This window comes from Thermaerobacter subterraneus DSM 13965 (assembly GCF_000183545.2).
Taxonomy (GTDB): domain Bacteria; phylum Bacillota; class Sulfobacillia; order Thermaerobacterales; family Thermaerobacteraceae; genus Thermaerobacter; species Thermaerobacter subterraneus.
In genome coordinates, this window is sequence record NZ_JH976535.1 from 990,209 (window position 1) to 1,005,025 (window position 14,817).

At 69.3% G+C, this 14,817-nt stretch carries 15 protein-coding genes; 12 read left to right on the top strand and 3 right to left on the bottom strand.

The features are described 5' to 3' along the window. Positions 1–168: 168 nt before the first annotated feature. Positions 169–1,152 (top strand): serine hydrolase, encoded by a 984-nt coding sequence (locus THESUDRAFT_RS04165; RefSeq protein WP_242823233.1) that lies wholly within the window; start codon positions 169–171, stop codon positions 1,150–1,152. A gap of 27 nt (positions 1,153–1,179) precedes the next feature. On the opposite strand, the gene THESUDRAFT_RS04170 is transcribed toward THESUDRAFT_RS04165, so the two are convergent. Together THESUDRAFT_RS04170 and THESUDRAFT_RS04175 are read right to left on the bottom strand one after the other, a co-directional pair. Beyond that, positions 1,180–2,583: a class II fumarate hydratase gene (locus THESUDRAFT_RS04170; protein WP_006903478.1), complete on the bottom strand. Its 1,404-nt coding sequence runs from the start codon at positions 2,581–2,583 to the stop codon at positions 1,180–1,182. Between the two features lie 162 nt (positions 2,584–2,745). Next, complete coding sequence (locus THESUDRAFT_RS04175) at positions 2,746–3,681, bottom strand: TerC family protein (protein WP_006903479.1); 936 nt, start codon at positions 3,679–3,681, stop codon at positions 2,746–2,748. A 385-nt stretch (positions 3,682–4,066) separates the two neighbouring features. On the opposite strand from THESUDRAFT_RS04175, the gene crcB reads away from it, so the two are divergent. Beyond that, positions 4,067–4,426 (top strand): fluoride efflux transporter CrcB, encoded by a 360-nt coding sequence (gene crcB, locus THESUDRAFT_RS04180; RefSeq protein ID WP_006903480.1) that lies wholly within the window; start codon positions 4,067–4,069, stop codon positions 4,424–4,426. Between the two features lie 41 nt (positions 4,427–4,467). Beyond that, positions 4,468–4,809, top strand: coding sequence for a DUF190 domain-containing protein (locus THESUDRAFT_RS04185; RefSeq protein ID WP_006903481.1), 342 nt, complete (start codon positions 4,468–4,470; stop codon positions 4,807–4,809). Between the two features lie 204 nt (positions 4,810–5,013). Here the strand turns inward: THESUDRAFT_RS04185 and THESUDRAFT_RS13275 are convergent, their stop codons facing one another. Next, the gene (locus tag THESUDRAFT_RS13275; RefSeq protein WP_242823234.1) at positions 5,014–5,394 is read right to left on the bottom strand and encodes a cupredoxin domain-containing protein; all 381 of its coding nucleotides are present in this window, start codon (positions 5,392–5,394) and stop codon (positions 5,014–5,016) included. Between the two features lie 381 nt (positions 5,395–5,775). Between THESUDRAFT_RS13275 and THESUDRAFT_RS04195 the strand changes: the two genes are divergently transcribed. The 9 genes from THESUDRAFT_RS04195 (at position 5,776) to THESUDRAFT_RS04235 (ending at position 14,680) form a co-directional block, all read left to right on the top strand. Beyond that, a complete protein-coding gene (locus tag THESUDRAFT_RS04195; RefSeq protein WP_006903485.1) occupies positions 5,776–7,344 on the top strand; it encodes a HAMP domain-containing sensor histidine kinase in 1,569 nt (522 codons plus the stop codon). A gap of 123 nt (positions 7,345–7,467) precedes the next feature. After that, the gene (gene pstS / locus THESUDRAFT_RS04200; protein ID WP_006903486.1) at positions 7,468–8,607 is read left to right on the top strand and encodes a phosphate ABC transporter substrate-binding protein PstS; all 1,140 of its coding nucleotides are present in this window, start codon (positions 7,468–7,470) and stop codon (positions 8,605–8,607) included. 138 nt (positions 8,608–8,745) lie between these two features. Next, on the top strand, positions 8,746–9,687 hold the full coding sequence (pstC, locus tag THESUDRAFT_RS04205) for a phosphate ABC transporter permease subunit PstC (RefSeq protein ID WP_006903487.1): 942 nt from the start codon (positions 8,746–8,748) through the stop codon (positions 9,685–9,687). Then, positions 9,684–10,571 carry a phosphate ABC transporter permease PstA gene (pstA, locus tag THESUDRAFT_RS04210; protein WP_006903488.1) on the top strand — a complete coding sequence of 296 codons (888 nt, stop codon included), beginning with the start codon at positions 9,684–9,686 and terminating at the stop codon, positions 10,569–10,571. The genes pstC and pstA overlap by 4 nt, the downstream gene beginning before the upstream one ends. A gap of 3 nt (positions 10,572–10,574) precedes the next feature. Then, positions 10,575–11,426 (top strand): phosphate ABC transporter ATP-binding protein PstB, encoded by an 852-nt coding sequence (gene pstB / locus THESUDRAFT_RS04215; protein WP_006903489.1) that lies wholly within the window; start codon positions 10,575–10,577, stop codon positions 11,424–11,426. Between the two features lie 193 nt (positions 11,427–11,619). Then, a complete protein-coding gene (gene phoU / locus THESUDRAFT_RS04220; RefSeq protein WP_006903490.1) occupies positions 11,620–12,276 on the top strand; it encodes a phosphate signaling complex protein PhoU in 657 nt (218 codons plus the stop codon). Positions 12,277–12,321: 45 nt separating this feature from the next. Continuing rightward, positions 12,322–12,783: an arsenate reductase ArsC gene (locus THESUDRAFT_RS04225; protein ID WP_006903491.1), complete on the top strand. Its 462-nt coding sequence runs from the start codon at positions 12,322–12,324 to the stop codon at positions 12,781–12,783. 1 nt (position 12,784) lies between these two features. Beyond that, positions 12,785–13,393, top strand: coding sequence for a glycerol-3-phosphate responsive antiterminator (locus THESUDRAFT_RS04230; RefSeq protein WP_006903492.1), 609 nt, complete (start codon positions 12,785–12,787; stop codon positions 13,391–13,393). Between the two features lie 573 nt (positions 13,394–13,966). After that, entirely contained in the window at positions 13,967–14,680 is a 714-nt protein-coding gene (locus THESUDRAFT_RS04235; protein WP_006903494.1) for an MIP/aquaporin family protein, read from the top strand. Positions 14,681–14,817: the final 137 nt, after the last annotated feature.

The window sequence follows — 14,817 nt, forward strand, 5'->3', positions numbered from 1 at the left end:
GGAGGGCGCAGCAACATGGATGACGGGGCACGGCGCTGCGGGGACACGGGCCGCGGGCATGCAGCCGGACCGGGCCGGCCTGAGCCTGAAGACCGGCACCCGGACGGGTCCGGAAGGCAGGGCGGGGAGAAAAGGAACGGCCGGCCTCGCCCCCGGGCGTGGCGGGTGGTGGCCCTGACAGGCCTTGTAAGCCTCAGCGTCCTTGTGGCCGGGTGCCGGATGAACCTGGCCCAGGCTCCCGACGGCGACCGGGCGGCCAAGCCCGGCAGGGCCCCCGGCCTGAGCGCCTCCAGCATCCCCGTGGTCGATCCCGATTCCGGTGACACCCTGGCCCGGCTGGACGAGCTGCTGGACCGCGCCCAGCTGCGTCCCGGCGCGCGGCAGCCCGACTACGGCCCCCTGGTGGCCAGGGTGCGGGAGTTCATCGAGACGCGGCCCCAGACCTTCGGCATCTACTTCAAAGACCTGCAGACGGGCGCCACCTGGGGGATCAACGAGCGGGAGCCGATCCACGCCGCCAGCACCATCAAGGTGCCGCTGGTGCTCTACGTGAACCACCAGGTGGCCGCCGGCCGCGCCCGCATGGACGACCGGATCGTCTACGAGCCCGACCGGGATTTGACGGGCGGCGCCGGCATCCTCCAGAGGGACGGCTTCCCCGGCAAGAGCTACTCCCTGCGCGTGCTCACCAACCTGTCCATCACCATCAGCGACAACGTGACGACCAACATGCTGTTTCGCCACTTCGGCAAGGACAACGTGGGCGAGTTCATGCGCCGGCTGGGGGGCGAGGTGATCTTCCCCGGCGGCCGCCGCATCAGCACGGCCCGGGACATGGGGATCTACGTGGAGGCCGTGCTGGACTTTGCTCGCCAGCACCCCTTGCTGGGCGGCCGCATGCTGGACGACATGGGTCACGCCATCTTCCACGTCGGCCTGCCGGGTGAGCTGCCCCCGGATGTGTTCGTCGCCCACAAGGAAGGGGACATCGAGGGTGTGGCCGACGACGTGGGCATCGTCTTCGGCCGGCGGCCCTTCGTCCTGGCCGTCCTTTCGAAAGGCGTGGACAACATCGACCAGGGCTTCGAGGACATCGCCCGCATCAGCAAGATCGTCTACGATTTTCAGGAACAACTCGGCCCGGCGCGGTAGGGTTCATCTTGGAGCCGGGCCGGGCCCTCACTCGGCCCGGCCCGGTTCCGTCATCCGCCGCGGGTCCAGCAGGCGGGCCGTCTCCTCTTCCGAGAGCAGGCCCTTCTCCAGGATCAGCTGCCGCACCGTGCGGCCGCTGGCGTAGGCCTCCTTGGCGATGTCGGCGGCGGTGTCGTAGCCCAGCCGGGGCACCAGGGAGGTGACCATGGCCAGGGACCCCTCGATCAGCGCCTCGCAGCGCTCCCGGTTCGCCTCGATGCCGCGCACGCAGCGCTCGGTGAAGGTGGCCGCCCCGTTGGCCAGCAGCTCGATGGACTGGAGCAGGTTGTGGGCCATCACCGGCATCATCACGTTGAGCTCGAAGTTGCCGTGGGTGTTGCTGACGGCGATGGCCGCGTCGTTGCCGATGACCTGGGCGCAGACCATCATCAGCATCTCGGACATGACGGGGTTGACCTTGCCCGGCATGATGGACGAACCCGGCTGGGTCGGCGGGATCAGGATCTCGCCGATGCCGCAGCGGGGTCCGGAGCCCAGCCAGCGGATGTCGTTGGCGATCTTCATCAGGCTGGTGGCCACGGTGCGCAGCTGGCCGCTGGCTTCCACCACCGCGTCCCGCGAGCCCTGGGCCTCGAAGTGGTTCTCCGCCTCGCGGAAGGGCAGGCCCGTCGCCTCGGCGATGCGGGCGATGGTGCGCCGCGGGAACTCGGGGTGGGTGTTGATGCCCGTGCCCACCGCCGTCCCGCCGAGGGCCAGTTCGGCCAGGTGCTCGCGCAGCGACCGCAGGCGGCGGATGCCGTGGTCGACCATGCTGGCGTAGCCCGAGAACTCCTGGCCCAGGCGGATCGGCGTGGCGTCCTGCAGGTGGGTGCGCCCGATCTTGATGACGTCATCGAAGGCGCGGGCCTTTTCGGCCAGGGCGTCCCGCAGGGACTCCAGGGCGGGGATCAGCTTGCGTTCGATCTGCTCCAGGGCGGCGATGTGGATGGCCGTAGGGATCACGTCGTTGCTGGACTGGCCCATGTTGACGTGGTCGTTGGGGTGCACGCTGCGGGAGCCGATCTGGCCGCCCAGGATCTGGATGGCCCGGTTGGCGATGACCTCGTTGGCGTTCATGTTGGTCGAGGTGCCCGAGCCGGTCTGGAAGATGTCCAGGACGAAATGGTCGTCCAGCTTGCCCTCGATGACCTCGCCGGCCGCCTGGACGATGGCCTCGGCCAGCCGGGCGTCCAGAAGACCCAGCTCGGCGTTGGTCTGGGCGGCGGCGCGCTTGATCAGGCCCAGGGCGCGGATGAAGGGGCGGGGAAACCGGATGCCGCTGATGGGGAAGTTCTCCACGGCCCGCTGGGTCTGGGCGCCGTAGAGCGCATCGGCCGGAACCCGCATCTCGCCCATGGAGTCCCGCTCGATGCGATAGGCCTGTTCTGCCACGGGGTGCCACCTCCACCAGGATGGCTTGTGCCATCCTGATCATACCATGGGCGGGTGGCGGCGTACGGGGCTGCGGGGGCCGGCAAGCGGCGTGCGGAGCGCGCCGGTGCCGGCGGCGCGACCGGTCCGGCCCTCCGCGCCCGTCGCCGGCCCCCACGGAGGTCAGGACTTGTGGCGAGGGTTGCCCGCGGCTTCCGCCGGTTCCCGCGGGGGGAACAGGACCGAGGCCACCACGGACGCCCCCAGAATGAGAGCCAGGATGCCCAGCGAGGTGGCGGGGGCCAGGTGGATCACGTCGATCAGCAACATCTTCACCCCGATGAACACCAGGGTGACGGCCAGGCCGTACTTCAGGTAGCGAATCAGGGGCAGGATGGCGCTGAAGACGAAGAACAGCGACCGCAGCCCGATGATGGCGAAGACGTTGGCGGTGTAGACCACGAAGGGATCCCGGGTGATGCCGAAGATGGCCGGGATGGAATCCAGGGCGAACATCAGGTCCGTGGTCTCGATCAGCACCAGGACGACGAACAAGGGCGTCGCCCACAGCCGGCCGTTCCGCCGGACGAAGAACCGGCCCCCGTGGTACTCCTCCGTGACGGGCAAGAGCTTGCGCACCAGCCGCAGCACGGGGTTGCGTTCCACGTCGCCGGCCTCGTCGTCCTTGTGCCGCAGGAAGCGGATGCCCGTGGCGATCAGGATGACCCCGAAGACGTAAAGCAACCAGTGGAAGCGTTCCAGCAGGGCGGCACCGCCCCAGATCATCAGCCCGCGCATGATGAGGGCACCCAGCACGCCCCACAGCAGCACCCGGGGGCGCAGCTCCTCCGGCACGGAGAAGAACGAGAACAGCGCGATGAAGACGAAGATGTTGTCCATGCTCAGGGCGTACTCCACCAGGTAGCCGGCGAAGTATTCCGCCATGGTGGTGCCGCCCCGGGCCTGCCCCAGCCAGATGCCGAAGCCGACGGCGATGGCCACGTAAAAGAGCGTCCGGAAGACGGCCTGGCGAGCCGTCAAGGTGGCCTGGCGCCGGCCAAGGCCCAGGTCGAAGAGGATCAGGGCGACGACCAGCAGATTGAACAGGACCAGGGCCAACGTCCGTCCCTCCTGTTGGTCTCGAGGTCGGCTACAGCATGGCCGAACCCCTGACGTTCAATAAAAAACCTTCGGGCCGCTGCGATCGCACGGTCGCAAGCGCCCGAAGGTCTTGCCCGCTGGACCTGCGCACCGCGGGCCGGGCGGCGCCTGGTCGCCCCGTATTGACGGCCCGCGGGACCGCGAGACCCCGGCGATCATCCCGGTGCCGTCCCGATGGGCGGCACCGGCCGGTTCGTCCCGCGGCGGCTACTCCCCTTCAGGGATCCTCGTTGTGGGCTCGGGAGCCTGGCGCGGCCCCCGGCCGGATCTTCACCTCGATTATACTGGGGAGGGACGGCAATTGGAAATGGAGTGATCGGTCCTGGTCTGGCTTGGAGTCGCGCTGGGGGGAGCGGCCGGCGCGCTGGCGCGGTACGGGCTGACCCAGTGGATCGCCGAACGGACGCCTGGAGGGTTCCCCTGGGGAACGCTGGCGATCAACCTGACGGGCGCCTTCATCTTGGCGTTCCTGCATCCTTTGCTGCTGAATACCGTGACATCGCCCGCCGTACGCCTGGCGTTGACCAGCGGGTTTGTCGGCGCCTACACCACCTTTTCCACCATGACCTGGGAAGCGCTGACCCTGCTGCGGGATGGGCGCCCCGGGGCAGCCGCCGCCTACCTGGGGGCGAGCCTGGTCCTGGGGATGGCGGCCGCCTGGCTGGGCTGGGGTGCCAGCCAGGCGCTGGGGGTGCGGTTGTGAGGGAGCGGGGGCGGACATCGCGGGAAGAGGGGGAAGGGGCCTTGCGCATCCAGGCGCCGGCCCGGCGCTTGACGGTCTACATCGGGGAGACGGACCGGTGGCAGGGGCAACCCCTCTACCACGCCATCGTGCTCAAGGCGCGGGAGCTGGGGCTGGCCGGGGCCACCGTGTACCGCGGGATCGAGGGATACGGCGCCAACAGCCGCGTCCATGCGGCCCGGGTCCTGGAGCTGTCGGCGGATCTGCCGGTCATCGTCGAGATCGTCGATCACGTCGACCGCCTGCAGCCGCTGCTGGCCTTCCTGGATGAAGCGGTGCAGGAAGGCCTGGTGGTCCTGGAGGACGTGGAGATCGTCGCCTACCGGAAGAACCGGCAGCGCTGACGACCGGCAAGGCGGCGGGCGGGCCCGCCGGCGCCGGCCTCGCTGCTGCCCCAACAGCACCGGTGGGGCGGAGGCGGCGGCGGAGGGCCGGGCGGAGGCGACGGAGGGGCCGTGCAGGCGGGGATGGGCACACAGGGCGGCCAGGGGGTGGCGAGGCGCGGCGAAGGTGCCGGGTGCGGGCAATGGGGCCGAGGCGCGCGGTGCTTAGCGCTCCCCGCGGATCACCACCCGGGCCACCATGCCGTTTTTCCGGTGGCCCGGCATGCCGCACCAGATGGGGAAGGCGCCGGGCTCGGCGGGTGCCTTCCAATCCAGGACCTGGCGCTGGCCCGGCTCAAGCTCCAGGTCGGGCCCCAGCTTGGCGGCGGAGCGCACCTGGTGGGGCAGGCGGGTGTCGGCGTTGACCACCACGAGCCGCACCGTCTCCCCCGGGCGCACCACCACCTCCCGGGGTTCCATGGTGAACTCCGGAGTGAGGGTGAGGGTGATGGTCCGGGGACCCCAGGGGCGCGCACCGCAGCCGGCCGCCAGCAGGGCGACCACCAGGATGCCCAGCGCGGGGGCCAGGTGCCGGAGCGCCCACACCCCGGGGATGCGCCACCCGGGTCGGGACCGCAACCGCAACCGGAACCGGTGCCCCCGGCGGCTCCCCCTGGACCCGGCGGCGGTGTCCCCAACGGGTGCGCTCGGACGGCGACCGGCAGGGCATCCCCGGGGGACGGGCGGGCGGCCAGTACCCCGCCCCCGGGGACCGGGTTCGTCCGGTGTGGGTGGCCGGTAGGGCGGGCGCGCGACCCGTGCGGCGGCTTCCGGCACGGAACTCCCCCCTGGTCGTCCGGCCCGGGCGGACCGTGGTGAGCCCGTGACCGGTTCATCCCAGATCTACGCCGGCCGGGGTCCGGGCAGACCTGGCGCCGCGGGCCACCGGGGCGGGCGGCGGCGCGGAACGAGGGAGGAGGCGGCATCATGGCGGGGGGGCTGCGGCGGTACTTGGCCTGGCGACTGGCGGTTTACTTCCCGCTGGGTGTGGCCGTGGTGGGGACCGTGACGGCCCTGTTGCTGGGGGAGCTGCCGCAGCTCTTTTCCCGGGACTTTTTGCCGACGCTGATCCTGGGTCTGCTGGTGGCCGCCCTGACCGGTGCCGGCCTTGGCTGGGCCATGGCGGAGCGGGTGACCCGGCCGGTGCGGGAACTTGTGGCGGGGGCGCGCCAGCTGGCCGCGGGCGAGTTCGAGCGCCGGGTGCACGTCGACGGGCCCGACGAGCTGGTTACCCTGGCCCGCGCCTTCAACGAGATGGCCGCCCGGCTGCAGGTGACCTTGCGCGAGCTGCGGACGGAGCAGGCGCGGCTTGCCACCGTGGTAGGTGCCATGACCAGCGGGGTGCTGTTCATTGACGGTGATGGCCGGTTGCGCCTGGCGAATCCGGCCGCCCGCCGGTTGCTGGATATTCCTGAGCAGGCACTGGGACGCGACTATATCAGCGTGACCCGGAACTACGGCCTGGCGCGCGTGATTGAGGAAGGCCTTGTCGGAGGGCAGGTTGTGGAGCACGACGTGACCATCCCACCCGATCCCGGTGCAGCGCCGCGACACGTGCGGGTCACGGTGGTGCCTCTAGGTACCGATGCCGGGGGGGCGACGGTGCCGGATGGTGTGGATGTCCCTTGCGAAGCCGGCTCCAATTCTGCCGGGCGCGGCGTCACGGCTGCGGAAGGGAAGCGCGGTGGCGTGGTCGTTGTCCTGCACGACATCACCGAGATCCGGCGGCTGGAGCAGATCCGGCGCGACTTCGTAGCCAACGTCTCCCACGAGTTGCGCACGCCCGTGGCCGCCGTCCAGGGGTTCGCGGAAACCCTGCTGGAGGGCGTCATCCGGGAAGATCCGGCCACGGCCGAACACTTCGCGCAGGTGATCCACCGCGAGGCCGAGCGCATGGCCCGTCTGGTCCAGGATCTTTTGGACCTGGCGCGCCTGGAGTCGCCGGAACCGGGGTTGCAGCGGGAGCGGTTCGATCTGCGGGACAGCGCGGTGCAAGCGGCGGAGCGGTTCCGGCCGCGCCTGGAGGCGGCCGGGTTGCGCCTGGAGGTGCAGTCGCCGCCCGAGCCTGTGCCGGTCTGGGCCGATCGCCACCGCCTGGATCAGGTGTGGACGAACCTGTTGGAGAATGCGCGCCAGTACACCCCGGTGGGCGGGACGGTGACGGTGGCGGTCGGTCGAGAGGGGCAGGGCCACCAGGCCATGGCGGTCGGTGAGGTGCGGGACACTGGGCGCGGCATTCCTCCCGATGTCCTGCCGCGGATCTTCGAGCGCTTTTACCGCGTCGACCCCGGTCGCAGCCGGGCGGCCGGTGGGACCGGTCTCGGCCTGGCCATCGTCAAGCACATCATCGAGGCTCACGGCGGGGTGGTCGGGGCCGAAAGCCAGCTGGGTGCTGGCACCGTGATCCGTTTCCGCATCCCGCTGGCTGCCGACGACGTCGCGGCGGGCGCGAAGGGGGTGGGGGAATTCCCCGGCGGCTGCGAGGGTGGACGTTGACGGCCGGCTGCGAAGACCTTAACAGAAGCTTCACAAAAGGTTCCCCGTTCACCAACCTGTCCCCGCGGAGGGTCCGGTAACGTGATAAGCGCAACGAATCTTCATCCCCAGGGAGGGACAGGCGTGGCGAAACGTTTCACGCGCCGGATCTGGCTGGCGGTTTTGCTTGCCAGCGCACTGGTCTTGACAGCCTGCGGCGGCGGCTCGTCGGGCGGGCAAGGACAGGATCAGGGCGGGCAGGCCCCAGGTACGGACCAGGGGGGCTCTTCTTCCGGATCTTCTGCCCAGACCGTCGTCCTGAACGGGGCTGGCGCGACCTTCCCGTATCCGCTCTATTCCAAGTGGTTCGACGAGTATCACAAGCTTCGTCCTGACGTCCAGATCAACTATCAGTCCATCGGTAGCGGCGGCGGCAAGCAGCAGATCACGGCCAAGACCGTGGACTTCGGCGCCTCGGACGGCCCGATGAGCGACGAGGAGCTGGCCAAGGTCCAGGGTGAGCTGATGCACATCCCCACGGTCATGGGCGCGGTGGTGCTGACCTACAACCTGCCGGGGGTGGAAAGCGGCCTGAAGCTCACTCCGGAGGCGATCGCCGGGATCTACCTGGGCAAGATCAAGAAGTGGAACGATCCGGCCATCGCCAGCGTCAATCCCGGCGTCAACCTGCCGGACGCGGACATCGTCGTGGTCCACCGGTCCGATGGTAGCGGTACGACGAACATCTTTACCGAGTACTTGAGTGCCGTGAGCTCGGAGTGGAAGAGCCAGGTGGGGGCCGGCACTTCCGTCGACTGGCCCACCGGCATCGGCGCCAAGGGCAACGAGGGCGTCGCCACCCAGGTGCAGAAGCTGAAGAACTCCATCGGTTACGTCGAACTGGCCTACGCCATCGAGAACAACATGCCCTACGCCCTGGTGAAGAACAAGGCGGGCAACTTCGTCGAGCCCTCCATCGACACGGTCACGGCGGCGGCCGCCGGGGCTGCGGCGAACATGCCCGAGGACTTCCGGATCTTCATCGTGGACCAGCCCGGCGAGAACGCCTATCCCATCTCCGGCTTCACCTGGCTGCTGGTCTACAAGGATCAGACGGATTGCACGAAGGGCAAGGCGCTGGTGGAGTTCCTGCAGTGGGCGCTGACGGAGGGCGAGTCTTACGCGGCGGACCTCCTCTACGCGCCGTTGCCGGACAACGTCAAGCAGATGGCGCTGGACGCGGTGAAGACCATCACCTGCAACGGCCAGCCCATTCTGCAGTAAGGAATCGATCCAGAGAGGTTTTGGGTTACCCCCCCCTCCCGTTCGGGCGTGCGTTCCGGTCGTTCCGCGGGCGCGCGCCCGTTTGGGTTGCTTGCCGGGCGCAGTTTGACAACGCCTGGAATGAGAGGTGTCGCCGTCGTGCGGCAACGACCAGGACCGTGGTGGAGAAGTCGGTTCGAGCTAAGCGGTTTCCAGCTGATCACGCTTCTCGCGGCCGCGGCCGTGGGTCTCGTGCTGTTGGGGCTGGCGGTGGAGCTGTACCGGAACTCCCAGGATGCACGCGCGGCCTTTGGCTGGGGGTTCCTCCGCTCGCGGGCGTGGGACCCGGTGGCCGGCGAGTTTGGTGCCCTGCCCTTCATCTACGGAACGGTGGTCTCATCGCTGCTGGCGCTGCTCCTGGCGACGCCCTTGGGCATCTTGACGGGCATCTACCTGGCGGAACTGGCGCCCCCGCGCTGGCGGGCGTTGCTGTCCTTTCTGGTGGAATTGCTGGCCGCGGTGCCCAGCGTGGTCTACGGCCTTTGGGGCTTGTACGTCATGGTGCCGTGGCTGCAGGAGAGGATCCAGCCGTGGCTGGGCGAGCACCTTGGCTTCCTCCCGCTGTTTGAGGGAGCTCCGTACGGGATCAGCATGATGGCCGGTGCACTGGTCCTGGCCATCATGATCGTTCCCACCATCAGCGCCATCTCCCGGGACGTCATCGGTGCCGTGCCCCGCAGCCAGCGAGAGGCCTTCCTGGCGCTGGGTGCCACGCCCATGGAGACGATCTTTCGGGTGGTGCTGCCCTTTGCCCGGTCCGGCATCGCCGGCGCCGTCATCCTGGCCCTGGGGCGCGCCCTGGGAGAGACGATGGCGGTGACGATGGTCATCGGGAACGCTCCCGAGATCTCGACCTCGCTGCTGGCGCCGGCGGCGACCATGGCCAGCGTCATCGCCAACGAGTTCGCCGAGGCCACAACCGAGCTTCACCGGGCGGCGCTGATGGAAATCGGTTTGTTGCTCTTGGTGATCAGCTTGTTGGTCAATATCCTCGCGCGCCTGTTGCTCCGGCGCCTGCAGGTGGTGGAGGGAGCGCGATGATGCAACCGGCGGAGAACGCCCACCCGTTTGCTCCGGATCCGGTGCTACGGCGCAGGGTCGTCGCCGACAGGGTCTTGCGGTGGCTGCCGGTCCTGGCCACGGGCATTGTCCTGGTTTCCCTGGTCATCGTGATGGCGTATGTCGTTCGCGAAGGGATGGCAGCGATCAGCTGGGAGTTCCTCACCTCGCTGCCGGGCGCGGTGACCGACCAGGGTGGTGGCGTGGGCAACGGCATCGTGGGCACGTTGATCGTCGTCCTGGTCGCGTCCTTGGTGGCGGTGCCGGTGGGGATCCTGGCGGGTATCTATCTGGCCGAGTTCGGCGACGGGCGCCTCGGCACCCTGCTCCGGTTTTTGACGGAGGTTCTGAGCGGGGTGCCGTCCATCGTGGTGGGCCTGTTCATCTACGGGCTCGTTGTGTTACGCACGGGCACGTTCTCGGCTCTGGCGGGAAGCATCGCCCTGGCCGTGATCATGCTGCCGCTGGTGACCCGCACCACCGAGGAGATGCTGCGCCTCGTCCCCGGGGCTGTGCGCGAGGCGGGACTGGCCCTCGGCATTTCACCCTGGAAGGTGACGTTGCGAATCGTTCTCCCGGCGGCAGCGGGTGGCGTACTGACCGGCGTGATGCTCGCCGTGGCCCGCATCGCAGGCGAGACGGCACCGTTGCTTTTTACGGCGCTCAACAACAATTTCTGGTCCTGGCGTCTCGACCAGCCCATTGCCACCCTCTCGGTCCAGGTGTTTACCTTCGCCTTGACCCCCTTTGAGAACGCGCAGCAGAAGGCGTGGGGCGGGGCGTTCATTCTGATCACCCTGGTCTTGGCCCTGAACATCGTGGCACGGACGCTGGTGGCGCGGCGGCAGGGAGGAGGGACGAACTAAGCCATGGAAGTGCTGCGTGTGGCGGAGAGGGACGCTGCGAGTACGCCCGCGTCCGCCGGCGAAGCGAATACCAGGGAACGGAAGGGTGTCATGGAGAGTTCGATCAAGTTGTCCGTACATGGTTTGTCGGCCTGGTACGGGGATCGCAAGGTCCTGCACGGGGTGAGCCTCGAGGTCGGTGCAAAGGCCATCACCGCCATCATCGGTCCGTCGGGTTGCGGTAAGTCGACCCTGATCCGGTGCCTCAACCGCATGCACGAGGTGGTACCGGGCGCGCGGGTCGAAGGGAGCGTCTACGTGGACGGGGCCGACATCTACGCACCGGGCGTGGACCCGGTGATGGTGCGGCGCCGAATCGGCATGGTGTTCCAGCGGCCGACGCCGTTCCCCACCATGTCCATCTTCGACAACGTGGCCTCGGGGTTGCGTCTGGGTGGGCGTCTTCCGAAGCCGCAGATAGCGGAACGGGTCGAGCAGGCGCTCAGGGCGGCGGCGTTGTGGGACGAGGTGAAGGACCGCCTCAACGCACCGGCCACCGCCCTCTCGGGCGGCCAGCAGCAGCGGCTGTGCATCGCCCGGGCCCTGGCCGTCGACCCGGACGTGCTCCTCCTGGACGAACCCACCTCCGCGCTGGATCCGGCGGCCACAGCCCGGATTGAGGACCTGGTCACGGAACTCAAGCAGCGGTACACCATCGTCATCGTTACGCACAACATGCAGCAGGCGGCCCGCGTCGCGGATCGGACGGCCTTCTTCCTAAACGGCGAGCTGATCGAGTACGGGCCGACGTCGGCGATCTTCACCCGGCCCCGCGACAAGCGAACGGAGGATTACATCACGGGTCGCTTTGGTTGACGTCGGGCTCCCGGCGCCGCCATTGCCGCGAGGCCGGCGGGCGGAGAGATCGTGGCGGTGCAGGCGGCCCGGGCGTTCCGGGGCCAGGGGGAGTGACGTATCCTTGCGCAGGGCGCCCGGTGAGCACCCGGGCGGCCGTGGGGCGCCGTGAGGCCGGTGCCATGGGGCCGCCGCGGAGAGGAGGAATGGGATCATGGCGCGCGTCTCTTACCATGCCGAGCTGGATGCCCTGCGCCGGGACTTGCTGCGCATGGGGACCCAGGTGGAGGAAGGGATCCGGCTGGCGGTGGAATCCCTCAAGGAGCGGAATGCGGAGAAGGCCCACAGGGTCCTGGCGCTGGAGGACGAGGTCGACCGCATGGAGCTGGACATCGAACGGCGCTGCCTGAACCTGATCGCCCTGCAACAGCCCATGGCAGGCGACCTGCGGCAGATCGGCATGACCCTAAAGGTGATCACCGACCTGGAACGCATGGCCGATCACGCCCACGACATCGCCAAAGTGACGTTGCGCCTGGGCGATGAGCCTCTGATCAAGCCGCTGGTGGACATTCCGCGCATGGCGGAGGTCGCGGAGAAGATGGTGCGGGATGGCCTGAAGGCCTTCGTCGAAGGCGACGTGGAACTGGCCCGGGCCATGGTGGCCCGGGACGATGAGCTGGACCACCTGTTCAACCAGATCTTCCGCGAGCTCTTGATGATCATGCGCGAAAAGCCGGGCACGGTGGACCAGGCCACCCAGCTGCTGATGGTGGGCTCCCACCTGGAGCGCATCGGCGACCACGCGACCAACCTGGCCGAGTGGGTGATCTACCTGGTGACCGGCGTCCGCCAGGAGCTCAATGACTGAGCCGGACTTCCGGTGCGGCGCCAACGCGACAAGGGGGCTCGACGTGTGGCGAAGCGCTTGATGTTCCTGTGCACCGGCAATTCGGCGCGGAGCCAGATGGCGGAAGGACTGGCCAGATCCTTGCTCGGAGGGACCTGGGAGGTGTACAGCGCAGGCCTGGATCCGAAGGGGGTACACCCGCTGGCCGTTCGCGCCATGGACGAGATCGGCATCGACATCCGCGCTCAGTCCTCCAAGCCCATCGATCCCGCACTGCTCGACCGGATGGACCTCATCGTCACCCTGTGCGACGATGCGGCCGAGCGCTGCCCGGTGACCCCACCCCACGTGCGGCGGCTGCACTGGTCCCTGCCCGATCCGTCGGCCGTCGAGGGGACGGAAGAACAACGGCTGGCCGCCTTTCGCCGGGTGCGCGACGAGCTGCTCCGGCGTATCCGGCAAGCGTTGCTTCCGCCCGGTCGTCCCGGTCTCGCTCCGGGCGTGGGAGACGGCGGCGAGGAGGAGTGACATGGGGGACACGGAGATGGATGGGGCGCCGCGGGTGTCGTCGCGGCAGGCGCTGAACCGGTACCCGATCATCCCGGCGGTGCGGCGGGAAGAAGACCTGGACGCGGCCCTGGGCTCGCCGGCGGGAGCCTTGTTCCTGCTCAGCGCCAGCTTGCTCACCCTGCCGCGGGTGATCGAGCGCTGCCGGGCTGCGGGCAAGGCCGTGTTCGTCCACTACGACCTGGTGGAGGGGCTGGCGGGCGATCGCAGCGGGGTCGAGTTCCTGGCCCGCTACGCCCGGCCCGACGGGATCATCACCACCCGCAGCACCGTGACCCGCTACAGCCTGGAGGCGGGTCTGGAGACCATCCTGCGGATCTTCGCCCTGGACAGCGCGGCCGTGGCCACCGCGGTCCAGGTGATCCGGCGCACCCAGCCCGGGGCCGTGGAAGTGCTGCCGGCTTCGCTGCCTGCCTGGGTTTTCGCCGAGATCCGCACCGTGCACGGGGGGCCCCTGGTGGCGGGGGGACTGGTCCGGGTCCTCCCGGACATCAAGAAGGTGCTGGCGGCCGGTGCCACGGCCGTCTCCACCAGTAGTCCTGCCCTGTGGGGCGGGTTGGAGTCCGGTTAGCCCCCAGCGGGTCTCCACCTCGCCCCCCATCCTCCGCCGGCGGTCCGCGGGCACCCACACCCGGCGTGCCGGACCGGGGCCATGGCACCGCCCTTTGCCGGCCGGGGACGATCCCCCGGCACCGCCTCCCGCCCAACGCGCCGGTGTGCTCCGATGGCCGGGGCCCTGCCGTTCGGAATTCCCTCCGTGATCCCCAGGGGACCGGCAGGAGAACGGCGCCCTTCCGCGAAGCCCTTCTTGCAGAACGGCAATCATCATGCAAAATCCGCTGCCTCAAGGCGCGGCACCCGCTGGCATGGGCCGGAGACCTGGGAGAAAGGCCCTGCGCAAGGCGCACCACGCTTCGCGCAGGGCTTTCCTGCTTTGGGCCCGGTGCGCGGATGGGCCACCGGCCGGGGCGGGAACGGGTGGCGCGCCGGCGGGCAGGAAGGGGGGAGGGGGCGGGGCGCGGCGGCGCCAGGGGCCAGGCCGCGCCGGCCGCCCGGCGGGGACGGAGCCCGCGGGGCGGGCAGGGCTGAAGGAGCAGGGATAAGAAGGGGAGCGACCGCCCACAACATTCAGGGGGGTTGATCTGTGAGCCCGTTTCTTGGGGAAGTCCTCGGCACCGCGATCCTGATCCTGCTGGGCGACGGTGTCGTGGCCAACGTGCTGCTCAACCGGTCCAAGGGCCAGAACTCGGGGTGGATCGTGATCACCACGGGCTGGGCCCTGGCCGTGACCGTGGCGGTCTATGTGGTGGGACACGTCAGCGGTGCCCACATCAACCCGGCGGTGACCATCGCCCTGGCCTCCATCGGCCAGTTCGACTGGGCCCAGGTGCCGTCCTACATCATCGCCCAGTTGATCGGCGCCTTCCTGGGCGCGGTGCTGGTCTACGTGACCTACCTGCCCCACTGGGGCATCACCGACGATCCCGAACTCAAGCTGGCGGTCTTCTCGACAGGGCCGGCGGTGCGCAGCCCCGCCGCCAACCTGGTGACGGAGATCATCGGCACGGCGGCGCTGGTGCTGGGCATCCTGGGCATCGGCCACCCGGCCAACAACCTGGCGGGCGGCCTCAACCCCTTGCTGGTGGGCTTCCTGGTCTGGGCCATCGGCCTCTCCCTGGGCGGCCCCACGGGTTATGCCATCAACCCGGCCCGCGACCTGGGGCCGCGCATTGCCCACGCCGTCCTGCCCATCCCCGGCAAGGGCAGCTCCGACTGGGGCTACGCCTGGATTCCCGTGGTGGGGCCGGTCATCGGCGGCATCGTAGGCGCTGTGCTCTTCCAGAGCCTGTTCGGCTGATGCCTGGGGCAGTTCACCCCTTTGGCTGATGGTTCCGGACGAACCCGGCCCCCTGGCGCGTGACCGGCGGCCGCCCGCCCGGAGGGCGGCTGCCCCAGCGGGGCACCGCCTCGCAGCGGGGAGGTCGCCCCAGGGGG

What these genes read in the sequence shown, in the direction of transcription:
- THESUDRAFT_RS04195 (WP_006903485.1), top strand. Translation starts at nt 5,776, where the DNA reads ATGGCGGGGGGGCTGCGGCGGTACTTGGCCTGGCGACTGGCGGTTTAC.
- pstA (WP_006903488.1), top strand. Translation starts at nt 9,684, where the DNA reads ATGATGCAACCGGCGGAGAACGCCCACCCGTTTGCTCCGGATCCGGTG.
- pstB (WP_006903489.1), top strand. Translation starts at nt 10,575, where the DNA reads ATGGAAGTGCTGCGTGTGGCGGAGAGGGACGCTGCGAGTACGCCCGCG.
- phoU (WP_006903490.1), top strand. Translation starts at nt 11,620, where the DNA reads ATGGCGCGCGTCTCTTACCATGCCGAGCTGGATGCCCTGCGCCGGGAC.
- THESUDRAFT_RS04230 (WP_006903492.1), top strand. Translation starts at nt 12,785, where the DNA reads ATGGGGGACACGGAGATGGATGGGGCGCCGCGGGTGTCGTCGCGGCAG.